The organism is Bacillus gaemokensis (assembly GCF_001590835.1).
Classification (GTDB): domain Bacteria; phylum Bacillota; class Bacilli; order Bacillales; family Bacillaceae_G; genus Bacillus_A; species Bacillus_A gaemokensis.
In genome coordinates this window covers 1-23,093 of sequence record NZ_LTAQ01000015.1, presented here as the reverse complement: position 1 = coordinate 23,093, position 23,093 = coordinate 1, and the positions used below count along the sequence as shown (strand labels likewise).

General features: G+C 37.2%; 22 protein-coding genes, 6 tRNA genes and 2 riboswitches. Of the genes, 24 read left to right on the top strand and 4 right to left on the bottom strand.

The window, feature by feature from the left end:
- The first annotated feature begins 90 nt into the window (after positions 1–90).
- From acpS to AZF08_RS14925, 6 genes are all read left to right on the top strand, one after another.
- A complete protein-coding gene (gene acpS / locus AZF08_RS14950; protein ID WP_033677592.1) occupies positions 91–450 on the top strand; it encodes a holo-ACP synthase in 360 nt (119 codons plus the stop codon).
- Positions 451–606: 156 nt separating this feature from the next.
- A complete protein-coding gene (locus tag AZF08_RS14945; protein ID WP_033677603.1) occupies positions 607–1,557 on the top strand; it encodes a LolA family protein in 951 nt (316 codons plus the stop codon).
- A gap of 117 nt (positions 1,558–1,674) precedes the next feature.
- A complete protein-coding gene (alr, locus tag AZF08_RS14940; RefSeq protein ID WP_033677594.1) occupies positions 1,675–2,844 on the top strand; it encodes an alanine racemase in 1,170 nt (389 codons plus the stop codon).
- A 269-nt stretch (positions 2,845–3,113) separates the two neighbouring features.
- Positions 3,114–3,401 (top strand): antitoxin EndoAI, encoded by a 288-nt coding sequence (locus AZF08_RS14935; protein ID WP_000004571.1) that lies wholly within the window; start codon positions 3,114–3,116, stop codon positions 3,399–3,401.
- A 4-nt stretch (positions 3,402–3,405) separates the two neighbouring features.
- Entirely contained in the window at positions 3,406–3,756 is a 351-nt protein-coding gene (gene ndoA / locus AZF08_RS14930; protein ID WP_003194532.1) for a type II toxin-antitoxin system endoribonuclease NdoA, read from the top strand.
- 65 nt (positions 3,757–3,821) lie between these two features.
- The gene (locus AZF08_RS14925) at positions 3,822–5,990 is read left to right on the top strand and encodes a Tex family protein (RefSeq protein WP_033677596.1); all 2,169 of its coding nucleotides are present in this window, start codon (positions 3,822–3,824) and stop codon (positions 5,988–5,990) included.
- Between the two features lie 62 nt (positions 5,991–6,052).
- Here the strand turns inward: AZF08_RS14925 and cmpA are convergent, their stop codons facing one another.
- Positions 6,053–6,169, bottom strand: coding sequence for a cortex morphogenetic protein CmpA (gene cmpA, locus AZF08_RS29905; protein WP_090694145.1), 117 nt, complete (start codon positions 6,167–6,169; stop codon positions 6,053–6,055).
- A 252-nt stretch (positions 6,170–6,421) separates the two neighbouring features.
- Here cmpA and AZF08_RS14920 point away from each other — a divergent pair, with 252 nt between their 5' ends.
- From AZF08_RS14920 to tsaD, 11 genes are all read left to right on the top strand, one after another.
- Entirely contained in the window at positions 6,422–6,886 is a 465-nt protein-coding gene (locus AZF08_RS14920; protein ID WP_033677599.1) for a SprT family protein, read from the top strand.
- A gap of 105 nt (positions 6,887–6,991) precedes the next feature.
- Positions 6,992–7,066, top strand: a tRNA-Asn gene (locus tag AZF08_RS14915).
- A 3-nt stretch (positions 7,067–7,069) separates the two neighbouring features.
- Positions 7,070–7,160, top strand: a tRNA-Ser gene (locus AZF08_RS14910).
- A gap of 8 nt (positions 7,161–7,168) precedes the next feature.
- Positions 7,169–7,243, top strand: a tRNA-Glu gene (locus AZF08_RS14905).
- A 4-nt stretch (positions 7,244–7,247) separates the two neighbouring features.
- Positions 7,248–7,323: transfer RNA gene (locus AZF08_RS14900), tRNA-Val, on the top strand.
- 24 nt (positions 7,324–7,347) lie between these two features.
- Positions 7,348–7,424 (top strand) — tRNA-Met (locus AZF08_RS14895).
- Positions 7,425–7,426: 2 nt separating this feature from the next.
- A tRNA-Asp gene (locus AZF08_RS14890) sits at positions 7,427–7,502 on the top strand.
- A 191-nt stretch (positions 7,503–7,693) separates the two neighbouring features.
- Positions 7,694–8,167 carry a tRNA (adenosine(37)-N6)-threonylcarbamoyltransferase complex ATPase subunit type 1 TsaE gene (gene tsaE / locus AZF08_RS14885; protein ID WP_033678837.1) on the top strand — a complete coding sequence of 158 codons (474 nt, stop codon included), beginning with the start codon at positions 7,694–7,696 and terminating at the stop codon, positions 8,165–8,167.
- Positions 8,148–8,840, top strand: a complete 693-nt coding sequence (tsaB, locus tag AZF08_RS14880; protein ID WP_033678836.1) for a tRNA (adenosine(37)-N6)-threonylcarbamoyltransferase complex dimerization subunit type 1 TsaB — start codon at positions 8,148–8,150, stop codon at positions 8,838–8,840. The genes tsaE and tsaB overlap by 20 nt, the downstream gene beginning before the upstream one ends.
- Positions 8,841–8,851: 11 nt before the next feature.
- Positions 8,852–9,295, top strand: coding sequence for a ribosomal protein S18-alanine N-acetyltransferase (rimI, locus tag AZF08_RS14875; RefSeq protein WP_033678835.1), 444 nt, complete (start codon positions 8,852–8,854; stop codon positions 9,293–9,295).
- On the top strand, positions 9,295–10,311 hold the full coding sequence (gene tsaD, locus AZF08_RS14870; RefSeq protein WP_033678834.1) for a tRNA (adenosine(37)-N6)-threonylcarbamoyltransferase complex transferase subunit TsaD: 1,017 nt from the start codon (positions 9,295–9,297) through the stop codon (positions 10,309–10,311). The genes rimI and tsaD overlap by 1 nt, the downstream gene beginning before the upstream one ends.
- Positions 10,312–10,645: 334 nt before the next feature.
- On the opposite strand, the gene AZF08_RS14865 is transcribed toward tsaD, so the two are convergent.
- Positions 10,646–12,571, bottom strand: coding sequence for an ABC-F family ATP-binding cassette domain-containing protein (locus AZF08_RS14865; protein WP_235190142.1), 1,926 nt, complete (start codon positions 12,569–12,571; stop codon positions 10,646–10,648).
- 184 nt (positions 12,572–12,755) lie between these two features.
- On the opposite strand from AZF08_RS14865, the gene AZF08_RS14860 reads away from it, so the two are divergent.
- Positions 12,756–13,385 carry a redox-sensing transcriptional repressor Rex gene (locus AZF08_RS14860; protein ID WP_033678832.1) on the top strand — a complete coding sequence of 210 codons (630 nt, stop codon included), beginning with the start codon at positions 12,756–12,758 and terminating at the stop codon, positions 13,383–13,385.
- A 28-nt stretch (positions 13,386–13,413) separates the two neighbouring features.
- Here the strand turns inward: AZF08_RS14860 and AZF08_RS14855 are convergent, their stop codons facing one another.
- Positions 13,414–13,605 (bottom strand): YdiK family protein, encoded by a 192-nt coding sequence (locus tag AZF08_RS14855; protein WP_033678831.1) that lies wholly within the window; start codon positions 13,603–13,605, stop codon positions 13,414–13,416.
- A gap of 2 nt (positions 13,606–13,607) precedes the next feature.
- The gene (locus AZF08_RS14850) at positions 13,608–14,351 is read right to left on the bottom strand and encodes a CPBP family intramembrane glutamic endopeptidase (RefSeq protein WP_033678830.1); all 744 of its coding nucleotides are present in this window, start codon (positions 14,349–14,351) and stop codon (positions 13,608–13,610) included.
- A gap of 436 nt (positions 14,352–14,787) precedes the next feature.
- Between AZF08_RS14850 and groES the strand changes: the two genes are divergently transcribed.
- From groES to AZF08_RS14820, 6 genes are all read left to right on the top strand, one after another.
- The gene (gene groES / locus AZF08_RS14845) at positions 14,788–15,072 is read left to right on the top strand and encodes a co-chaperone GroES (RefSeq protein WP_033678829.1); all 285 of its coding nucleotides are present in this window, start codon (positions 14,788–14,790) and stop codon (positions 15,070–15,072) included.
- 37 nt (positions 15,073–15,109) lie between these two features.
- A complete protein-coding gene (groL, locus tag AZF08_RS14840) occupies positions 15,110–16,747 on the top strand; it encodes a chaperonin GroEL (RefSeq protein ID WP_033678828.1) in 1,638 nt (545 codons plus the stop codon).
- 214 nt (positions 16,748–16,961) lie between these two features.
- Positions 16,962–17,063, top strand: a riboswitch (purine riboswitch).
- 160 nt (positions 17,064–17,223) lie between these two features.
- A complete protein-coding gene (gene guaA / locus AZF08_RS14835) occupies positions 17,224–18,762 on the top strand; it encodes a glutamine-hydrolyzing GMP synthase (RefSeq protein ID WP_153019536.1) in 1,539 nt (512 codons plus the stop codon).
- Between the two features lie 160 nt (positions 18,763–18,922).
- A riboswitch (purine riboswitch) is annotated at positions 18,923–19,024 on the top strand.
- Between the two features lie 128 nt (positions 19,025–19,152).
- Positions 19,153–20,478 (top strand): NCS2 family permease, encoded by a 1,326-nt coding sequence (locus tag AZF08_RS14830; RefSeq protein WP_033678827.1) that lies wholly within the window; start codon positions 19,153–19,155, stop codon positions 20,476–20,478.
- A gap of 144 nt (positions 20,479–20,622) precedes the next feature.
- The gene (locus AZF08_RS14825; RefSeq protein WP_033678826.1) at positions 20,623–21,324 is read left to right on the top strand and encodes a response regulator transcription factor; all 702 of its coding nucleotides are present in this window, start codon (positions 20,623–20,625) and stop codon (positions 21,322–21,324) included.
- Positions 21,308–22,846 (top strand): sensor histidine kinase, encoded by a 1,539-nt coding sequence (locus tag AZF08_RS14820; RefSeq protein ID WP_033678825.1) that lies wholly within the window; start codon positions 21,308–21,310, stop codon positions 22,844–22,846. The genes AZF08_RS14825 and AZF08_RS14820 overlap by 17 nt, the downstream gene beginning before the upstream one ends.
- Positions 22,847–23,093 lie beyond the last annotated feature (247 nt).

Sequence of the window (23,093 nt, the reverse complement as noted above, 5' to 3'; positions counted from 1 at the left end):
TTATAGTTTCACTCCTTTTGCATCGGTAAGATTCTCTGTTATTCTTACAATATGAATGAAGGAAGACAAATAGAAGAAGGGGATTTTGAAATGATTGTAGGGATTGGAATCGATATTATCGAGCTGAATCGAATTGAAAAAATGTTAGATGGAAAGCTTAAATTTATGGAGCGCATTTTGACGGAGAAAGAACGTAGTGTTGCTGCTGAATTGAAAGGCAATCGCCTTGTGGAATTTGTAGCAGGAAGGTTCGCTGCGAAAGAAGCGTACTCTAAAGCTGTTGGAACTGGTATTGGAAAAGAAGTGAGTTTTTTAGATGTTGAAATAAAAAACGACGAGAGAGGTAAGCCGGTTCTCGTTGCAAATACAGAAAATATTGTTCATCTATCAATCAGTCATAGTAGGGAATTTGCTGTGGCTCAAGTTATTTTAGAAAGCTCGTCACGCTAGTCTGCATATTTTACATCTTTGTCTCATATATTTGATTTAGCGATAAGGAAGAAATATCTTCCATTCATTTATAGGGGCAAAGGGGCTGAAATGATGAAAAGGCGGCTATTTTTGGTTATTGTCGGTTTATTGACCGTGTTCGTATTAGCAGGTTGTATGGAAAAGAAACAAGAAGACGTCGTGAGGGATTTAGAAGCAAAGGTTAAGGGGATGAAGAGTTATCAAGCTGAAGCGAAATTATCTATTAAAACAGGAAATGAGCCGCAGGAGTATAACGTAGAAATTTGGCATCAAGAACCTTCTTATTATCGTGTGAATTTAAAAAATCAGAAGAAGGATCAGAGTCAAATTATTTTAAGGAATAATGAAGGGGTGTTTGTATTAACGCCGTCTCTTAATAAAAGTTTTCGTTTCCAAAGCGACTGGCCACAAAACAGTAGTCAGGCTTATTTGTATGAGTCACTCGTAAGGGATATCCTAAAGGATCAGAAGAACCTTTCGTTTAAGAAAACAGATAAATATTATGTGTTTAAGACGAAAACAAATTATCATCATCAAAATATGTTACCGAAGCAAGAAATTACATTTAATAAAAATGATTTAGCACCGGTTTCAGTAAAACTAATGGATAATGATCAAAATGTTCTTGTAAAAGTAGATTTTACAAAGGTGAAATTTGATACGAAGTTTGATAAAGGTGCATTTGATACGAAACAAAATATGTCTAGAGCACAAGTTGATGTGCAGACAACAGCAAAAGAAGATAAGCCATTTGCCATTTTATATCCACGAGATACCCCGCAAGGTGTCGTTTTAAAAGAAGAAAAAGAGTTAAAGACAGACAGTGGAAAGCGTGCGATACTCACATACACTGGAGATAAGAAATCCTTTACGTTAATACAAGAAAAGGCAAAGGTTGCAGAGGCTTCCGCGTCGGTAAGTGTAAGTGGAGAATTAGTTGATCTTGGTTTTACAATCGGTGCATTAACAAAAGACTCGGTAACATGGTCACATAACGGAGTGGAATATATGCTCGTGTCTAAAGGGTTAAAACCAGATGAGTTGTTAATGGTAGCTCGTTCTGTTACAGCGAAGCAGGTGAAATGAACTTGTTAGACGTGGTGTATATGCACCGCGTCTTTTTTTGTTTTGAGGAATGGATTTCATAAAAGACGAATATAAAAGAATAAGCTTCGCATATCGTATATAAGGAAGTGTGTTTTTATGGGAGATTCATCGTTTTACCGTGATACGTGGGTAGAAGTAGATTTGGATGCGATCTATAACAATGTAACGCATATTAAAGAAATTATACCGGAAGATGTAGAGATTTTTGCTGTAGTAAAAGGAAATGCATATGGACATGACTATGTTCCGGTGGCTATAACTGCGTTAGAGGCCGGGGCAACAAGGCTAGCTGTTGCTTTTTTGGATGAAGCGTTAGTACTTCGCAGAGCAGGTATTACTGCACCAATTTTAGTATTAGGCCCATCACCACCGCGTGTTGTGAATGTAGCGGCTGAAAATGATGTGGCATTAACTGTTTTTCAAAAGGAATGGGTTGAAGAGGCGATAAAAATCTGGGATAGTCGAGTCCAAATGAAGTTTCATATTAACTTCGATAGTGGTATGGGGAGAATTGGGATTCGTGAACGTAAAGAGTTAAAAGAGTTTTTACGTAGTTTAGAAGATGCCCCGTTTTTGGAGATGGAAGGGGTATATACACATTTTTCAACAGCAGATGAAGTGGAGACATCTTATTTTGATAAGCAATATAACACTTTTCTAGAGCAAATTAGTTGGTTGAAAGAATTCGGAGTGAATCCCAAGTTTATTCATACGGCAAATAGTGCGGCTACTATGCGATTTCATGGCATCACATTTAATGCTGTTCGGCTAGGGATTGCGATGTATGGATTATCACCTTCTGTAGAGATACGTCCTTTTTTACCTATTAAATTAGAACCTGCTCTTTCACTTCATACGACAGTTGCGCATATTAAACAGGTTATTAAGGGTGATGGAATTAGTTATAACGTCACATATCGGACGAAGACGGAAGAGTGGATTGCGACGGTACCGATTGGCTATGCAGATGGATGGCTTAGGAGGTTACAGGGATTTAAAGTGCTTGTGGCTGGAAAAAGAGTTCCTATTGTAGGCCGGATTACGATGGATCAATTTATGCTGCATCTTCCTTGTGAAGTGCCACTTGGAACAAAGGTTACCCTTATTGGAAGGCAAGGGGATGAGTACATTAGTGCAACTGAAGTTGCTGAGTATTCAAATACGATTAATTATGAAATTATCACGACAATTAGTTTCCGTGTTCCTCGTATATTTATACGGCATGGGAAAGTAGTAGAAGTTATAAACTATTTAAATGATATATAAGTGAAAATCATTATGATGGTTACCGCTTATAAAACACAAATTGTGAGAGCTGGTTGTCAGTGGATATTACAGTCCTCCATTGATAGAAGTTTCATGTTATTTCTTGTTAGAAAGAGATAAAAAATAAAAGAAGATGAATGTTTTGTTTGTGAATTGGAAAACATAAGCAAGGAATAAGGAAGTCTTTGCAACAGGCTCCATACAATGGTATTATTACAATAGGTGTCATATATATTTGGGTGTGTAGTTGACGGTGGAGGTGTATTTTTGTGTCCGAATCAAGTGTAACTACTGAAATCGTGGTTCGGTTGCCGAAGCAAGTGGTAACGGAATTGGACGGAATTGGGAAGCAAGAGAATAAGAATCGCCATGAACTAATTTGCCAGGCGACACAACTGTTATTGCGTCAACATAAGACAAAGAAACGCTACCAACATGAATCAATGCGACGTGGGTATATTGAAATGGGAAAAATTAATCTTGGTATTGCATCTGAAGCTTTCTTAGCAGAGTATGAAGCAGCTCATACAGTAGAACGCTTAGTTAGCGGGGGGTAATATTTTGATTGTAAAACGCGGCGACGTGTATTTTGCAGATCTTTCCCCAGTTGTTGGTTCTGAGCAAGGAGGCGTTCGTCCGGTTCTTGTCATTCAAAATGACATCGGAAATCGTTTTAGTCCGACTGTGATTGTAGCGGCTATTACTGCGCAGATTCAAAAAGCGAAATTGCCCACACATGTGGAAATTGATGCGAAAAAGTACGGATTTGAGAGAGATTCTGTTATCTTGCTCGAGCAGATTCGAACAATCGATAAGCAGCGCTTAACGGACAAAATCACTCATTTGGATGAGATGATGATGAGTCGTGTAGATGAAGCTTTACAAATTAGTTTAGGACTAATAGATTTTTAAATCGGCAGTTTAAGTTGCTCTCTTTTAGGGGCAACTTTTTTTATTAGAGGAGGTTTCGGTTGAATATGGAAATGGTAGATAATCGACAAGTGTTAATGAAAATGTTAGTGAAAGAATTAGGCTTTACAGAAAAGCAAGTTCGTCATGTGATTCAATTAACAGAAGAAGGTAACACAGTTCCATTTATTGCTCGTTACCGGAAAGAATGGACAGGCTCTTTAGATGAAGTGCAAATTCGTGCCATCTTAGAAAGATGGCAATATATGATGCAACTTGAAGATCGAAAAGAAGAGGTTCTTCGTCTTATTAATGAAAAGGGGAAATTAACAGAAGAGTTGCGCCGTTACATTGTCTCTGCAACAAAGCTACAAGAAGTAGAGGATTTATACCGTCCCTATAAAGAAAAAAGAAGAACAAAAGCAACAATTGCTAAGGAAAAAGGATTAGAACCTTTAGCTGAGTGGCTATTATTGTTTACAAAAGAAGATCCACACGAAAAGGCGACCAATTTCGTTGATGCTGCGAAAGAAGTGCATTCTACGGAAGAGGCACTGCAAGGGGCGCAAGATATTATCGCAGAGATTGTTTCGGATGATGCGGCGTATCGTAGTTGGATTCGAAATGTTACTTTTAAAAAAGGGATGATTTCTTCATCTGTAAAAGATGAAGAGAAAGACGAAAAAAATATATACGAAATGTATTATAGCTACGAAGAGCCGTTGCAAAAGGTTGTACCACATCGTGTGTTAGCTATGAACCGTGGTGAAAAAGAAGATATTCTGAAGGTTTCTGTTACTCCATCAACGGAAGAAATTGTTCGTTTTCTACATAAAAAAGTAATTCGTGATGTATCTTCAAAAAGTGCAGCATATGTACAATTGGCGATTGGAGAGGGATATAAGCGATTAATTCAGCCGTCAATTGAAAGAGAGATTCGAAAAGAATTGACTGAAACTGCAGAAGAACAAGCGATTCATATTTTCTCTGAGAATTTACGTAACTTATTATTGCAACCGCCGATGAAAGGGAAAGTAGTATTAGCGGTAGACCCTGCTTATCGAACAGGTTGTAAGTTAGCGGTGGTGGATGATACAGGGAAGGTTCTTCATATTGATGTTATTTATCCTCACCCACCTGTACGGAAATATGAAGATGCAAAAATGAAAGTTCTTTCTATTATAGAAAAATATCAAGTGCAGATGATCGCGATTGGAAATGGTACGGCTTCTCGGGAAACGGAAGAATTTATAGTGGATGTCTTACAAAAAGTACAGAGAGATGTCTTTTATATTATTGTAAATGAAGCAGGTGCTAGTGTATATTCAGCTTCCGATTTAGCGCGTGAGGAATTTCCGGATTTTCAAGTTGAGGAAAGAAGTGCCGTATCGATTGGGCGACGCTTGCAAGATCCACTCGCGGAACTTGTGAAGATTGATCCTAAATCTGTTGGGGTAGGGCAATACCAACATGATGTATCCCAAAAGAGATTGAATGAATCGTTAACGTTTGTAGTAGAAACCGCGGTTAACCAAGTTGGAGTTAATGTAAATACAGCTTCTGTCCCATTATTACAATACGTTTCAGGATTATCAAAAACAGTGGCGAAAAACATTGTAGCTAAACGTGAAGAAGATGGGAAATTTATAAAGCGTACAGATTTAAAGAAAATCCCACGTTTAGGTGCAAAAACGTACGAACAGTGTATAGGTTTCTTGCGCATATTAGAAGGAGAAAATCCATTGGATCGAACAAGCATTCATCCAGAGCAGTATAAAAATGTAGAATTATTATTAAAAAGTTTAGGGCTATCACTTGGTGATGTTGGGCAACCTCATTTGCAAAAATGTTTAGAAGGGGTGGAGTTTTCTCAATTATCTCAAGAGACGGGGATTGGGGAGCCGACATTAGTTGATATTATAGATGCTTTAATTAGTCCGGAGCGAGATATGCGTGATGAATTGCCGAAACCACTTTTGAAAAAAGGAATTCTAAAATTAGAAGATTTAAAGCGTGGTATGGAATTAGAAGGAACTGTTCGAAATGTTGTTGATTTCGGTGCGTTTGTCGATATTGGTGTGAAACAAGATGGTTTAGTCCATATTTCTAAAATAAGTAAACAATTTGTGAAGCATCCATTGGATATTGTATCTGTTGGACAAATTGTAAAGGTATGGGTTGATGATGTCGATATGAAAAAAGGGCGTGTTGCCTTATCGATGTTGCCAATTGAATAATAAGGAAAAGAGAGCAGGTATGAAACTGCTCTTTTTTTGTATGAATAGGATGTTTCAATTGATTAGGAGTTTTGATGTGTTCTGCTATAATAAAACCAGCATTCATTCAGTAACTTGATTTGATACCGGTTTTTTTCGAAATATGCACGTTGCATTTGTTTTCGGAGCCACGTGGGCATAAGGATCCCTCCTTGTTTAATCCTACTCGAATAAGTAGTCTCCTTGCATTCGAGGATTCGAAAGAAGTGAAAAATTAAGTCGTAGGAACTCCCTATAAGAGTTTAGTTAGCGAACTTCTATGAATAGTACAAGGAAGGTGCCTTTACATAGAAGTTTTGCTTTTTGAATGAGGGTGGGTATATGTACTATTTAATATATGTATAAGAAGGAAGAAAAGTGTAAGTTTATTTTTTAGTTTTGGAGGAATGAAAATGAATGAGCAAGAAGTTCAAAGACTTGTAGAAGCAATATCATTACAGTACTTCGGAAAGTTTTTTTTGCATAAAGCGATGTTTAATAAGAGGCTCCGGACAACTGGTGGAAGATACTTATTAAGAAGTCACAATATAGAATTAAACTATCATTATTATAAAAGGTATGGAAAAGAAGAACTAATAGGTATCATTAAGCATGAACTTTGTCATTACCATTTGCATATTGAAGGCAGAGGATACCGACATCGTGATCGAGATTTTCGGCAGTTATTGAAGAAGGTCGGTGCGCCTAGGTTTTGCAAAAGAATAATTGAAGCGAAGAAGACGATTAAAACTTATACGTATGAATGTATAGGATGTTCTCTTCAATATGTAAGAAGGCGTCAAATGAATACATCGAGATATGTGTGCGGAAAGTGTAAAGGGACACTAAAGCAGATAAAAAAACACCTTGACAGTTAAAAATCAATCCAGTATATTATAAACATGTCACGTTTGTACAAGATATTATATAAACGACTTGACTTGTAATATGAATTTTTATAAGATAGAAATTGTCTTTCTTATTCCGCAGTAGCTCAGTGGTAGAGCTATCGGCTGTTAACCGATCGGTCGTAGGTTCGAGTCCTACCTGCGGAGCCATACAGAGAAGTACCCAAGTGGCTCAAGGGGCTCCCCTGCTAAGGGAGTAGATCGCTGACGCGGTGCGAGGGTTCGAATCCCTTCTTCTCTGCCATTCATATTGGCCCGTTGGTCAAGTGGTTAAGACACCGCCCTTTCACGGCGGTAACACGGGTTCGAATCCCGTACGGGTCACCACTTTGGAGGATTAGCTCAGCTGGGAGAGCACCTGCCTTACAAGCAGGGGGTCGGCGGTTCGATCCCGTCATCCTCCACCATATATAATATTAAAATAGTATCGTCGCGGGGTGGAGCAGTYCGGTAGCTCGTCGGGCTCATAACCCGAAGGTCGCAGGTTCAAATCCTGTCCCCGCAACCAATGGTCCCGTGGTGTAGTGGTTAACATGCCTGCCTGTCACGCAGGAGATCGCCGGTTCGACCCCGGTCGGGACCGCCATTTATACAAAGAAAAGAACGAAACAACTTGTTTCGTATTTTTTTATTTATTTTTAAGAAAACTTATAAAGACAGTCAATCTTACCCTTAGGATAACTCCTAAGGTCTTTTTTATATGTTCAAAATGAAACAAAGGGAAAAAATCTGTATAATAGAGAACAGAGAATATTGTGAGTAAGGTAGGTGAAACCTTTGAATAAACATGAAATAACGACAATGTCTTCTGAAGAGACACAAAACTTATCAGAAAAGTTAGGTCAACTGGTTAAGGTACAAGATGTACTTATTCTAGAAGGGGATTTAGGTGCTGGTAAGACAACTTTTACGAAAGGTCTTGCAAAAGGTCTTGGTGTGAAACGAGTTGTAAATAGTCCCACATTCAATATTATTAAAGAATACAAAGGGCGATTGCCGCTATATCATATGGACGTATATCGTTTAGCGGAAAGCGAAGAAGATTTAGGGTTTGATGAGTATTTTTATGGTGAAGGTGTAACAGTGGTAGAGTGGGCTCATTTAATTGAACCTTTTTTGCCAAATGAGAAATTAAAGATTAGCTTGTTCCATACGGGTGATGATACAAGAAAAATCGTATTAGAGCCAAGTGGTGAGCGCTATATTAGATTATGTGAGGAGCTATTACAAGATGAAAGTACTAGCAATTGATACTTCAAATTATGTAATGGGCGTTTCTCTTATTGATGGAAACACTGTTGTCGGAGAAATCATTACAAATTTAACAAAAAATCATTCTGTACGTCTTATGCCAGCTGTAGAACAACTTCTGAAGGAATGCAATGTAAAACCGAAAGAGTTAGATAAAATTGTTGTAGCAGCTGGTCCTGGATCGTATACAGGAGTTCGAATTGGTGTGACGGCTGCAAAAACTTTAGCTTGGTCATTACAAATACCGATTGTGGGTGTATCTAGTTTAGAAGTAGTGGCTGCAAATGGATCTAATTTTCAAGGAGTTATTTGTCCATTGTTTGATGGACGTCGTGGACAAATCTACACAGGACTGTATACATATAAAGAAGAGCAGCTATCTTCTATAGAAGATGATCGGATTGTTCTTATTGTTGATTGGTTGCAGATGTTAAAAGATATGGGACAACCTGTTTTATTTATCGGTAATGATGTAGAACAACATAAAGAAACGATTATAGAATATTTAGGAGATCAAGCTGTGTTTGCTTCTTTTACAAAGAATAATCCAAGACCAAGTGAGTTAGCCTTTTTAGGATTACAAAAAGAAGAGCAAAGTGTACATACATTTGTTCCAAGCTATCTCCGTTTAGCTGAGGCAGAAACCAAGTGGCTCGAAAGTCAGAAAAAATAGGGGTTATCAAAATGGATATTACATTTAGAAAGATGACGACTGATGATATTGCTCAAATCGTAGTAATTGAAGAAGCGTCATTCCCAACTCCTTGGACCGCAGATGCATTTTATCGTGAATTAACGATGAATGAGTATGCACATTATGTTGTCGTAGAAAAAGATGATGTGATAGTCGGATACTGTGGATTATGGATTATTATTGATGAATCGCATATTACAAACATAGCTATTTTGCCGGAATATCGTGGTCAAAAGCTTGGAGATGCTTTGATGAGAGAAGTAATGAATCAGGCAAAAGAAATGGGAGCAAAAACAATGACACTTGAAGTAAGGGTTTCAAATGAAGTTGCGAAACAGTTATACCGAAAGTATGGATTCCAAAATGGTGGGATTCGTAAACGATACTATACAGACAATTATGAAGATGGTCTTGTAATGTGGGTGAATATATAATGGGAAAAAATACGATTATACTTGGTATTGAAACAAGCTGTGATGAAACAGCTGTAGCAGTTGTGAAAAATGGAACAGAAATAGTGGCAAATGTGGTGGCTTCTCAAATCGAAAGTCATAAGCGTTTCGGTGGAGTTGTACCAGAAATCGCATCTCGACATCATGTAGAACAAATTACAGTTGTATTAGAAGAGGCGTTAAAAGAAGCGAATATTTCTTTTGAAGATATTGATGCAATTGCTGTTACGGAGGGACCTGGCTTAGTAGGGGCACTTTTAATTGGTGTCAATGCAGCAAAAGCAATTGCTTTTGCTCACGACATTCCACTTGTTGGTGTTCATCATATTGCTGGCCATATTTATGCAAACCGCTTAGTAAAAGAATTAGAGTTCCCATTGTTATCACTTGTTGTATCTGGGGGACATACAGAGATTGTTTACATGGAAGAGCATGGTTCGTTTGAAGTAATTGGTGAAACAAGAGATGATGCAGCTGGAGAAGCGTACGATAAGGTTGCACGTACGTTATCTATGCCATATCCAGGTGGTCCTCATATTGATCGTCTTGCTCATGACGGAGAACCGACAATTGATTTACCTCGTGCATGGCTAGAACCAGATTCGTATGACTTTAGTTTTAGTGGATTAAAATCGGCAGTTATCAACACTGTGCATAACGCAAAACAACGTGGAGAAGAAATTGCCCCAGAAGACTTAGCAGCTAGTTTCCAAGCGAGTGTGATAGATGTATTAGTGACAAAAGCAGCGCGTGCAGCAGAGGCATATGGCGTAAAACAATTGCTTCTTGCTGGAGGTGTTGCAGCAAATAAGGGACTTCGAGCACGTCTAGAAGAAGAATTTGCGAAGAAGGAAGAAATTGAGTTAATTATTCCACCTTTATCATTATGCACCGATAATGCAGCTATGATTGCTGCAGCAGGAACAATTGCATATGAACAAGGAAAACGTGCGACATTAGCGTTAAATGCAAATCCAGGATTAGATATCGAAGCATAGTTATACACAAAGTTAACCACAATCTGTGGATAAAACCCACATTATCTGTTGATAATGTGGGTTTTATTGTGAATATAAAATGTGTATAACTTTTTTGTGTTTTGTGGATAATGTGGAAAAGTTATTATAAACTTTTATAATATAGTAGTGGATATGTGTATAAGATTGTGGATAAAATAGGTGAAGTCAGACCTTTGACGATTTCCTTTTTCATCTATAAAAATGTATGGCTAAAAAAGAAACAAGGTAGCTGTATGACTTTTAGCTACCTTGTTTTTACTATAGATAAATATAGAAGACTTACTTTGTTATTTATGAGAAATGATATTTCATTTTATACATGTAATTCTTCCCATTCAGCCATATACTTTTCTAATTGTTCTTGCATCGTTTGCTTCGCTGTTGTAATTTCACTAGCGCGTTCATAGTCAGCGTATACTTCGGGTAGACAAAGCTCCTCTTCTAATTCTTCGATTTTTTCTTCTAATTGTGCAATATTTTGTTCGAGTTCTTCAATTTTTCGAATGCGTTGGCGTTCTAGTTTTTTGCGCTCTTTTTCTTCAAGATAATTTAATTTTTCTTGTGCAATACTATTTTGAATAGGTGTGTTATCTTCTTGTTGTTCAAATTCCGCACGTTCAAGCATTTCGTGTTTCTTTTCTATATAGTAATCATAGTCACCTAAATACTCTTGTGCACCATCTGTTGATAACTCAACAACTGTTGTTGTGACACGGTTAATAAAATAGCGATCATGGGAAACGAATAAAAGTGTCCCTGGATAATCAATTAAGGCATTTTCTAAAATTTCTTTACTATTCAAATCAAGATGGTTTGTTGGCTCATCCAGAATCAGTACATTAGATTTTTGCATCATCAATTTTGCTAGAGCTAATCGTGCTTTTTGTCCACCACTTAGGGAAGATACCGGCTTTAAGACATCGTCGCCTGTGAATAAAAAGTTACCGAGTATCGTGCGAATTTCTTTTTCAGGTTGCAATGGATACTCGTCCCATAGTTCGTTTAAAACACGCTTAGATGATGTTAAGTTTGCTTGTTCTTGATCATAATATCCAATAGATACATTTGATCCGAAAGAAACCTCACCGCTTAACGTATGTAATCTATTCACAAGAGATTTTAATAAGGTAGATTTCCCAATACCATTTGGTCCGACTAATGCGACACTATCACCGCGAGTTAAGCGCATATTTACATGCTCAATGATAGGTTCTTCATCATATCCAATTGATACATCTTTTACTTGTAAGACATCGTTCCCACTCTGCTTTTCAATGTCAAAATGAAAAGATGCTGATTTAGAGTCACCTAATGGTCTAGTAAGCAATTCCATTCGATCTAATTGCTTACGACGACTTTGTGCACGCTTTGTTGTAGATGCGCGGGCGATGTTTTTCTGAACAAAGTCTTCTAGTTTTGCAATTTCATCTTGTTGCTTCTCATAGCGTTTCATTTCCTGCTCATATAGTGCAGCTTTTAAATCTAAATATTTACTGTAATTACCAACGTATCGTCTGCTTTCTTTATTAGAGATTTCGTATACTTGTGTAACTAGCTTGTCTAAAAAGTAGCGATCATGGGAAACGATTAAAATAGAACCAGGATAGCCTTGTAAATATTGTTCTAGCCATGTTAATGTATCGATATCTAAATGGTTTGTTGGTTCATCTAAGATGAGTAAGTCTGGTTTTGTTAATAGTAGCTTTCCGAGAGCAAGTCTTGTTTTTTGCCCACCACTTAACGTAGAAATCGTTGTTTGGTGTGTTTCAGCTGGAAAACCAAGACCGCTTAAAATGGAACGAATATCAGCCTCATACTGATAACCGCCTTGATCTTTGTAGTCTAACTGTAATTGATCATAATCAGCGAGTAATTTTTCGTATATAGTAGTATTTGAAAAGTTTTCTTCTTTACCCATTTCATGCTCTAACCTTCGAAGTCTTTTTTCCATTTGCTGCAAATGAGTAAAGACAGTTAGCATTTCATTCCAAATGGTCAAAGAAGTTTCTAAACCAGTATTTTGTGCTAAATAACCAATCGAAACATCCTTTGGTTTGATAATTTCACCGCCATCGTGAGATAGTTCGCCTGCAATTATTTTTAATAATGTAGACTTTCCGGCACCATTTCGGCCAACTAGTGCGATACGATCTCTTGTTTGTACTTCCAATTTAATGTTTGCAAGAATTGTTTCAGCACCGTATAATTTTGAAAGCCCATTCACTTGTAATAAAATCAATGTTTTCACCTCGAATAATTTCTTAACTTTGCCATGTTTATATTTCTCAATCATACTAAAAATAGTGTATAGTTTAAAATAAAGAGAGAAGTCTTCTCTCTATTATACAAGGAAAGTCTTAAGTACTAAACTTCTGTATTTGTTTCAATCGTATGAACAAAGATAGGAAGAGAGGAGAGGTTTTATGGATCAGCAAAAGATTCCGCAAGCCACTGCTAAACGATTGCCTCTATACTATCGATTTATCCAAAACTTATCTCTTTCTGGTAAGCAACGTGTTTCATCAGCAGAATTGAGTGAAGCGGTGAAGGTAGACTCCGCAACAATTCGAAGAGATTTTTCATATTTTGGGGCGTTAGGGAAAAAGGGATATGGATATAATGTGAATTATTTACTATCATTTTTCCGAGAAACGCTTGATCAAGATGATATAACACGTGTAGCGCTTATTGGAGTGGGTAATTTAGGGACCGCTTTCTTACATTACAATTTCACGAAAAATAATAATACAAAAATTGAAATGGCTTTTGATGTAAATGAAGAGAAAGTTGGAAAAGAAATCGGAGGGATTCCTGTATATCATTTGGATGAAATGGAAGAACGTTTGACAAGTGATATACAAGTGGCAATATTAACAGTGCCTGCTGTCGTTGCACAAGCTGTGGCAGATCGATTAGCTGACACAGGTGTGAACGGGATTCTGAATTTTACACCAGCGCGATTAAATGTGTCAGAGAATATACGAATTCATCATATTGATTTAGCTGTAGAATTACAAACGCTTGTTTACTTTTTGAAGAATTATCCACAATAAAACGCAGAGGAAAATCCTCTGCGTTTTATTATTGTTTCTTCTTTGTGAATTTAACTAAGATAAGTCGAAGTGCCAAATTAAAATCAATTGTTGCCATAGCAGCAAACAGTAGTGTCCAAAAGTTCCAGATTGTATCTGTAACGTTCGTAATTGCGAGACGTGTAAAGACACAACCAAGAAGGAAATACAGTGCTGCCATGAACAATGGTGAGTTCCTCATATTTAAAATCCTCCGATAAATCCTTGCATTTTTTCTGCTTCTTTTATCATTTCTTGTATTTGTTCGTTACTTAGTAGTACTTGAAAGATTGCAACTAATGTATTCATTGCAACATGTGCCATGATAGGAACAATAATTCGCTTTGTTTTCACATATAAAAAGGCGAATACAAGACCCATGGAAGTGTAAACCAATAGATGCGTAAAATCAAAGTGAATTGCTGCGAACACAAGGGAACTAATAATTGCTGCTATAAAGAAGTTGAATTTTTTATAAAGTGAACCAAATAAGATTTTTCTAAAGACAATCTCTTCTAAAATAGGTCCGATTATAGATATAACAATAAGGAACCATGGGGTAGTTCTTGCAATTTCCATCAAGCGAGCTGTGTTCTCAGACCCAGGTTTAATGCCCAATAAACGCATTTCGATTGTGCCAGCAATTGTTTGAGAAAAGAAAGCTAAAAAGAAACCGATAAAAATCCAACCAATTGTGGCAGGAATACTGGCGCGTTTTGTATCGAAACGACTTTCGCGAATGTCTGTTCGCAGTAGCCAAAGTACGATGCATAACGCAATGAAAAAGCTAATAATTGCCCAATGACCAGTCATGATTTGTATTTTTTCATCTCGTGTTAAACCGCTATTATCATAAAGTCCGCTTTTTACAAGAAGTGGTAATCCGATGATGCTTGATAATTGCATCAGAATATATGTAACTATAATCCACCAATATTGTTTTTTCAAATTGGTTAACCATCCTTTCTAACTCTAGTTTATGAGATAAGGCGGGATAACATGTAAACATCCAGCCGTGGATACTTAATAACCGTTCGTATTATTATTTTTTTGTAAATCTTTATTTGAAAATGAAATAGGAGACAGGAAAAAGCTGTACCTATAGAGAAAACAACTTATGGCATCTTTCATATTGTAACATACGATAAGTGGAAAAGCCGATTCATATATTAAGTGTCTTTTTGAGAATAGTTACAACGCTAATAGAATTATTTGTGCTAGGAAGTTGTATAGAAAAAGTTTATATAGGAATTTGCGAAAAAATTATGATTTTTTTACTTGCAAAAGAAAATTAGATTATTTATTATTATAAGTGTGTTAGCACTCAGGGTCTTTGAGTGCTAATAAAGAAAATTTACATAGAAAAATGAGGAGGTTATTGTTCATGCTAAAGCCATTAGGTGATCGCGTTGTAATTGAGCTTGTTCAAGCAGAGGAAAAAACAGCAAGTGGTATTGTATTACCAGACACTGCAAAAGAAAAACCACAAGAGGGTAAAGTTATTGCAGTAGGTACTGGTCGAGTGCTTGAAAATGGTGAGCGTATTGCTTTAGAAGTAGCAGCAGGTGATCTTATCATCTTCTCAAAATATGCAGGTACTGAAGTGAAATATGAAGGTACTGACTACTTGATTTTACGTGAAAGTGACATTTTAGCGGTTATCGGTTAATTATATACATTTTAAAAATCCAAGGGGGTCAAATATTATGGCGAAAGATATTAAATTTAGTGAAGAAGCACGTCGTTCGATGCTTCGCGGTGTCGACACTCTTGCAAACGCAGTAAAAGTAACGCTTGGACCAAAAGGTCGTAACGTTGTACTTGAGAAAAAATTTGGTTCACCACTTATTACAAATGATGGTGTAACAATTGCGAAAGAAATCGAATTAGAAGATGCTTTCGAAAACATGGGTGCAAAATTAGTAGCAGAAGTTGCTAGCAAAACAAATGACGTAGCTGGTGACGGAACAACAACTGCAACTGTATTAGCGCAAGCAATGATTCGTGAAGGTTTAAAAAACGTAACAGCTGGTGCGAATCCAATGGGTCTTCGTAAAGGTATCGAAAAAGCTGTTGTTGCAGCAATTGAAGAATTAAAAACGATTTCTAAACCAATCGAAGGTAAATCTTCTATCGCACAAGTAGCTGCTATTTCATCTGCTGACGAAGAAGTAGGTCAATTAATTGCTGAAGCAATGGAACGCGTTGGTAACGACGGCGTTATTACATTAGAAGAATCAAAAGGATTCACAACTGAATTAGATGTAGTAGAAGGTATGCAATTTGATCGTGGATATGCATCTCCTTACATGATTACTGATTCTGATAAGATGGAAGCAGTTCTTGATAACCCATACATCTTAATCACTGACAAAAAGATTTCTAACATTCAAGAAATCTTACCAGTATTAGAGCAAGTGGTACAACAAGGTAAACCACTTCTTATCATTGCAGAAGATGTAGAAGGCGAAGCGTTAGCTACTTTAGTAGTGAATAAACTTCGTGGTACATTCAATGTAGTAGCTGTTAAGGCTCCTGGATTTGGTGACCGTCGTAAAGCAATGTTAGAAGATATCGCGATTTTAACTGGCGGTGAAGTAATCACTGAAGAGTTAGGACGTGACTTGAAATCTGCTACAGTTGCATCTTTAGGACGCGCTGGTAAAGTGGTTGTAACGAAAGAAAACACAACTGTAGTTGAAGGTGTAGGTAGCACAGAACAAATCAAAGCTCGCATTGGTCAAATCCGTGCGCAGTTAGAAGAAACAACTTCTGAATTCGATCGTGAAAAATTACAAGAACGCCTTGCTAAACTTGCAGGCGGTGTAGCAGTAATTAAAGTAGGTGCAGCAACTGAAACTGAGTTAAAAGAGCGTAAGCTTCGTATTGAAGATGCACTTAACTCAACTCGTGCAGCAGTAGAAGAAGGTATTGTTGCAGGTGGTGGTACTTCACTTATGAACGTATATACAAAAGTAGCTGGTCTTGCAGCTGAAGGCGACGTAGCGACAGGTATCAACATTGTACTTCGTGCATTAGAAGAACCAGTTCGTCAAATCGCAATCAATGCTGGTCTAGAAGGATCTGTTGTTGTAGAACGCCTAAAAGGTGAAAAAGTAGGCGTTGGTTTCAACGCAGCAACTGGCGAATGGGTAAATATGCTTGAGTCTGGTATCGTAGACCCAACAAAAGTAACTCGTTCTGCACTTCAAAATGCAGCATCTGTTGCAGCAATGTTCTTAACAACTGAAGCAGTTGTTGCTGACAAACCAGAAGAAGGCGGAAATGCTATGCCTGATATGTCTGGCATGGGCGGCATGGGCGGTATGGGCGGCATGATGTAATTTCATGCGCTAAAGGAACATCCATCTCTATATAGAGGTGGATGTTTTTTATTTTCCTAGCAGTAATATGTTTTCTAATAATTCAAGGGACTTGCAGCGAGAAGGGAAGAAAAAACGATTTAGAGAAGCTTTATTGTACAAGGAAAATAATTTCTGTAGAATTTTGTCGCTTTCTCTCTTGACCATATTGATACTTCATTGTTAGAATCTAGGAAGATAATATAAAACAATCCTTCATATATCCTCAATGATATGGTTTGAGAGTCTCTACCGGGTTACCGTAAACAACCTGACTATGAAGGCAGTGTGTCTTATATTTATAAAGAGCGGATTTGTATCTTTATAAAGCCAGACCTCTGCCTTTTCTTTGTCATGAGACTGAGGGCGGAGGACTGGCTTTTTTTATTATATTGGTAATGCTTTTTGCCAAATTGGTGAAAATATTTATATACAGAACTAACGTTGGGGTGATTATTTTGAAAAAACAGCACGATACGATTATCGTTTTAGATTTTGGGAGTCAGTACAATCAGTTAATTGCACGTCGAATTCGTGAGTTCGGTGTATACAGTGAACTTCATCCACATACAATTACTGCGGAAGAAATTAAAGCAATGAATCCAAAAGGGATTATTTTCTCTGGTGGACCAAATAGTGTATATGGTGAAAATGCATTACATTGTGATGAAAAAATCTTCGAATTAGGATTACCAATATTCGGTATTTGTTACGGCATGCAGCTTATGACAAAACACTTTGGTGGAAAAGTAGAACGTGCAAACCATCGTGAGTACGGAAAAGCAGTTCTAAAAGTAGAGAACGAATCAAAATTATACGCAAACCTTCCAGAAGAGCAAGTTGTATGGATGAGCCATGGTGACCTAGTAACAGGTTTACCAGAAGGATTCGTAGTAGACGCAACAAGTGAATCTTGCCCGATTGCTGGTATGAGTAATGAATCGCAAAACTTATACGGTGTACAGTTCCATCCAGAAGTACGTCATTCAGAGCACGGAAATGATTTAATCAAAAACTTCGTGTTTGGTGCGTGTGGTTGTTCTGAAGGATGGAACATGGAGAACTTTATCGAAGTAGAATTAGAAAAAATCCGTGAAACAGTTGGCGATAAAAAAGTATTATGTGCACTTAGTGGTGGTGTAGATTCTTCAGTTGTAGCGGTATTAATTCATAAAGCGATTGGTGATCAATTAACATGTATTTTCGTTGACCACGGTTTACTTCGTAAGGGAGAAGCTGAAGGGGTTATGAAAACATTTAGCGAAGGCTTCCACATGAACGTTATTAAAGTAGATGCAAAAGAGCGCTTCATGAGCAAGTTAAAAGGTGTAGAAGATCCAGAGCAAAAACGTAAAATCATTGGTAACGAATTTATCTATGTATTTGACGATGAAGCATCAAAATTACAAGGAATGGATTTCTTAGCACAAGGTACGTTGTACACTGACATTGTTGAAAGTGGTACAGCAACTGCACAAACGATTAAGTCTCACCATAACGTTGGTGGACTTCCAGAAGATATGCAATTTAAGCTAATTGAACCTTTAAACACATTATTTAAAGATGAAGTACGTGTATTAGGATCAGAACTTGGAATTCCTGATGAAATCGTATGGCGTCAGCCGTTCCCAGGTCCAGGACTTGGTATCCGTGTGTTAGGTGAAATTACGGAAGAAAAATTAAAAATCGTTCGTGAATCTGATGCGATTTTACGTGAAGAGATTCAAAAAGCAGGTTTAGACCGTGAAATTTGGCAATACTTCACTGCGCTTCCTGGTATGCGTAGTGTAGGTGTTATGGGTGATGAGCGTACTTATGATTACACAGTAGGTATTCGTGCAGTAACATCAATCGATGGTATGACAGCAGACTGGGCACGTATCCCTTGGGATGTATTAGAGAAAATCTCTGTACGTATCGTAAACGAAGTAAAACACGTTAACCGTATCGTGTATGATGTAACAAGTAAGCCACCAGCAACAATTGAGTGGGAATAGAATAGGTTTATTCGTTTAAAGGAAGATCTATCTATGTTTTATGCATAGATGGATCTTTTTTGTTGATTACACGAACGAAAAATAAAAAACGAACAAAAATGTTCGTTTTTAAATTGACATATACTTATGTGTGAGTTAATATGAGTATGTAATTGATACGAAAAATGAATATTACAGCCGTCGTATAATATCGGGGATATGGCCCGAAAGTTTCTACCTAGCTACCGTAAATGGCTTGACTACGAGGCGTTTTCATAGAGGTAAGGGGAAACCTGCCTTTATTTACAGAACGCTTCCATGTATATGCAATGGAAGCCTTTTTTATTTCTATGGATAAAAGAGGACTAGGGAGGATTACGACGAGTAATCATATAACGGGGGAAACGTAGAATGAAACGTTATTTTCAGTTCGATGAGCTCGGTACGAATTATAAAACAGAGTTCATTGCAGGGTTAACGACATTTTTATCTATGGCTTATGTACTATTTGTCAATCCTGCTACGCTGTCGTTGGGAAACATTAAAGGGTTACCAGCAGGAACAGGAATGGATCCAGGTGCAGTATTTGTTGCAACAGCTTTAGCGGCAGCGATTGGGTCACTGATTATGGGTATCTTTGCAAAGTATCCAATTGCTTTAGCGCCAGGAATGGGGATCAACGCATTCTTTGCTTATACAGCAGTGTTAACGATGGGGATCCCGTGGCAAACAGCGATTGCCGGAACGCTAATGTCAGGTATTATCTTTATTATTCTTACTGCTTCTGGTATTCGTGAAAAAATTATTAATGCCATACCAGCGGAGTTAAAGTTTGCGGTAGCAGCTGGTATTGGATTATTTATCGCCTTTCTTGGTTTTCAAAATGCCGGGATTATAGTAAAGAATGATGCTGTCCTTGTTGGATTGGGGGATTTAACAAAGGGTACAACATTACTTGCGATTTTCGGGGTAGTCATTACGATTATCTTAATGATTAAAAAGATAAACGGTGCAGTTTTCTATGGGATGATTCTTACTGCAATTCTTGGAGTAGCAACAGGATTAATCGATACACCAAAAGCTGTAGTTGGTGCAATCCCAAGTCTAGAACCTACGTTCGGGGTGGCGCTAAGTCACTTCGGAGATATTTTCACTGTTCAAATGGGGATTGTTATTATAACGTTCTTCTTTATCGACTTCTTTGATACAGCGGGTACATTGGTAGCTGTTGCGAATCAAGCAGGGCTAATGAAGAACAACAAATTACCACGTGCGGGAAAAGCGTTATTTGCAGATGCGATTGCAACTGTAATTGGTGCAATTCTGGGTACATCTACGACAACGTCTTACATCGAATCGTCTGCAGGGGTAGCAGCGGGAGGACGTTCAGGATTTACAGCGGTTGTAACAGCAGGATTTTTCTTGTTAGCACTTTTCTTTTCACCATTATTAAGTGTCGTAACAGCGGCTGTAACGGCACCGGCTTTAATTATTGTAGGGATTTTGATGGTTTCATCTTTAGGGGAAATTGATTGGAAGAAATTCGAGATTGCAGTACCAGCATTCTTCACGATTATTTCCATGCCGCTTACGTATAGTATTGCAACAGGAATCGCAATTGGATTTATCTTCTATCCAATTACGATGGTTGTAAGTGGTCGCCGTAAAGAAATTCATCCAATTATGTATGTAATGGGAGTTTTATTCGTACTATATTTCATCTATGTTCGTAAATAAAGGGGTTTTTTTGAAAGGTCTAGACTTAAGGGGAGTCTAGACCTTTTTTGCGTCTTCAGAAAATCTTAAGGATTTCAAGCCGTATTTCTTCAGAAGTTTTCTTATAATAAGAAATAGGACTTTAAAAGTTGTGGGGGCGATATTGTGGGACAAGAAACAATACTTGTTGTAGATGATGAAAAAGAAATAAGAGATTTAATTGCGATTTACTTAAAGAATGAAGGATATAAGGTGTTACACGCAGCGGATGGAGCAGAGGGATTAGATATATTAGAGAAAAACGAAGTACATTTAGTTGTGTTAGATATTATGATGCCGAAAATTGATGGGGTTCATATGTGTATGAAAGTACGAGAAGCAAAAGAAATGCCAATTATTATGTTATCGGCAAAAACACAGGATATGGATAAAATTTTAGGATTAACAACAGGAGCAGATGATTATGTAACGAAACCTTTCAATCCGCTAGAGCTGATAGCAAGAATTAAATCACAGCTTCGCCGGTATATGAAAATGAATGGATTTGTTGTACAAAATGAAAATGAAATTGAGATTGGGGATATGAAAATAAATGTTGCAACGCATGAAGTGATTGTGGCAGATGAAGAAGTGAAGCTAACACCGAGGGAATTTTCGATTCTAGAGTTGCTAGCTCGTAATTCTGGTTTGGTCTTTAGCGCAGAGCAGATTTATGAAAAGGTTTGGAATGAAAGATCCTTTCAATCTGATAACACTGTAATGGTACATATTCGAAAAATTCGTGAGAAGGTTGAAGAAAATCCAAGAAAACCGCGTTATATCAAAACGGTTTGGGGAGTGGGGTATAAGGTTGAAAAAGATATTTAAACCAATAGGTTGGATGTATAGAACTTTTAAAAGGTTCCTATATACACTGGTACAGTTTGTACAAAAGAGTATACGGGTACAGTTGATTGCTACATTCGCGTTATGTTTTTTACTGGGTATTTTAGTGACTTGGATATCGAACCCGTTTTTTCGAGGTGTTGATCAGCGTGCAGTTATTGATTATATGCCAGGTATGCGTAGTATTGATGCGAGTACACAAAGACTTGTCGAGTTGATTACAGGTGAAGGTGCTGAACCTGATATACAAGAAGTTCTTGAACGACGAGATTTTCAAGGGGAATTAAAGGTTTTGATTGTAGATGAGAATGGTAAGGTTGCGTATAAGACTAAAGATGCACAAGAAGAGCAGATTAATCTTCATAGTACGATTCGAAACATAATGAATTTTAAAATTAACCAAGCTGGTTATATGAGGGTTAATCAGGATGGTTATATAGATGATTATGCGATAAATAATGGAGTGGAAGAAACACGTAAGGAATTTACTACTTTTTATCCTGTTACACTTAATGATAAAAATATGTATGTTATTGCTAGTGGTGTACCACAGGGAGACGTAAAATATATCGCTTATGATGGTCCAATCCCGTATTTACTTGGTTTTATTACTTTTTTATTTTCTTTCTTCTATATAACAAAAAGGAAAATGAAGCAGATTGAGGCAATGGCAGAAGGAGTAAGGGAGATTGCGAAAGGGAATTTACAATATAGGATTCGAGAGAAGGGTAAAGATGAACTGGGATTATTAGCAGTGAATATGAATCAAATGGTAGAAGAATTAATGTTGAATATAGAAAAGGAACGAAAACTGGAAAAGCAAAAAAATGAACTGATTACAAATGTATCGCATGATCTAAGAACACCTCTTACTTCTATTATGGGATATTTACGTTTGCTGCGTGATTCGAAATATGAAAATAAAGAGCAACATGATGAGTACATGAAAATCGCCTTTTCAAAATCAGAGCAGTTGAAGAATTTGATAGAAGATTTATTTGAGTATACAAAATTAACGAATGAAAAGATTGTATTAGAAAAACAAGAAGTATGTATGAATGAACTTCTTGATCAGTTAATAGAAGAATTAGTACCGCAAGCAGAAGATCATGGACTTGTATTTGTTAAAAGGTTTCCTGAGGAACGTGTGTATGCTGCTATTGATTCAGAGAAAATGGTTCGTGTGTTTGAAAACCTATTAATGAATGCTATTAAATATAGTAAAGATGATGGGGAGATTAAAGTTTCTCTGCAAAGACAGCGCCGGAATATTCAAATCTCTGTTGCAAATCATAGTGAAGAGTTTACGAGAGAGGAATTAGGAAATCTATTTGAGCGTTTTTATAAGAAGGATCAGTCCAGAAGTAGAGTAACAGAAGGATCAGGTCTTGGTCTTGCAATTGCAAGAAGTATTGTGGAACTTCAAGGTGGAGGAATTAAGGCTGAATATGAAGATGGAGTTATTCAGTTTATTGTTTCATTGCCAATTATAGAAGAAAAATAAATAAAGATAGATTTATGGAGGGAAAAGGCTTATTCATAGGGGATAAGTCTTTTTTATATTTTTTTAGAAAAACATATTGACGTTTATATAAATGGGGTGTAGTATTATACGAGTCGCCGATAGCAATAACGCAGAACGCGACAAACGAAATAAAAAACTTAGTTGACATTGAAAAATTAAAGTGTTAACATAAGGGAGTCGCAAATGAGCGGCAAACGAGTTCTCTGAAAACTGAACGAAACAAACA

What these genes read in the sequence shown, in the direction of transcription:
- acpS (WP_033677592.1), top strand. Translation starts at nt 91, where the DNA reads ATGATTGTAGGGATTGGAATCGATATTATCGAGCTGAATCGAATTGAA.
- AZF08_RS14945 (WP_033677603.1), top strand. Translation starts at nt 607, where the DNA reads ATGGAAAAGAAACAAGAAGACGTCGTGAGGGATTTAGAAGCAAAGGTT.
- alr (WP_033677594.1), top strand. Translation starts at nt 1,675, where the DNA reads ATGGGAGATTCATCGTTTTACCGTGATACGTGGGTAGAAGTAGATTTG.
- AZF08_RS14925 (WP_033677596.1), top strand. Translation starts at nt 3,822, where the DNA reads ATGGAAATGGTAGATAATCGACAAGTGTTAATGAAAATGTTAGTGAAA.
- cmpA (WP_090694145.1), bottom strand. Translation starts at nt 6,169, where the DNA reads ATGCCCACGTGGCTCCGAAAACAAATGCAACGTGCATATTTCGAAAAA.
- AZF08_RS14920 (WP_033677599.1), top strand. Translation starts at nt 6,422, where the DNA reads ATGAATGAGCAAGAAGTTCAAAGACTTGTAGAAGCAATATCATTACAG.
- tsaB (WP_033678836.1), top strand. Translation starts at nt 8,148, where the DNA reads ATGAAAGTACTAGCAATTGATACTTCAAATTATGTAATGGGCGTTTCT.
- rimI (WP_033678835.1), top strand. Translation starts at nt 8,852, where the DNA reads ATGGATATTACATTTAGAAAGATGACGACTGATGATATTGCTCAAATC.
- tsaD (WP_033678834.1), top strand. Translation starts at nt 9,295, where the DNA reads ATGGGAAAAAATACGATTATACTTGGTATTGAAACAAGCTGTGATGAA.
- AZF08_RS14860 (WP_033678832.1), top strand. Translation starts at nt 12,756, where the DNA reads ATGGATCAGCAAAAGATTCCGCAAGCCACTGCTAAACGATTGCCTCTA.
- AZF08_RS14855 (WP_033678831.1), bottom strand. Translation starts at nt 13,605, where the DNA reads ATGAGGAACTCACCATTGTTCATGGCAGCACTGTATTTCCTTCTTGGT.
- groES (WP_033678829.1), top strand. Translation starts at nt 14,788, where the DNA reads ATGCTAAAGCCATTAGGTGATCGCGTTGTAATTGAGCTTGTTCAAGCA.
- groL (WP_033678828.1), top strand. Translation starts at nt 15,110, where the DNA reads ATGGCGAAAGATATTAAATTTAGTGAAGAAGCACGTCGTTCGATGCTT.
- AZF08_RS14830 (WP_033678827.1), top strand. Translation starts at nt 19,153, where the DNA reads ATGAAACGTTATTTTCAGTTCGATGAGCTCGGTACGAATTATAAAACA.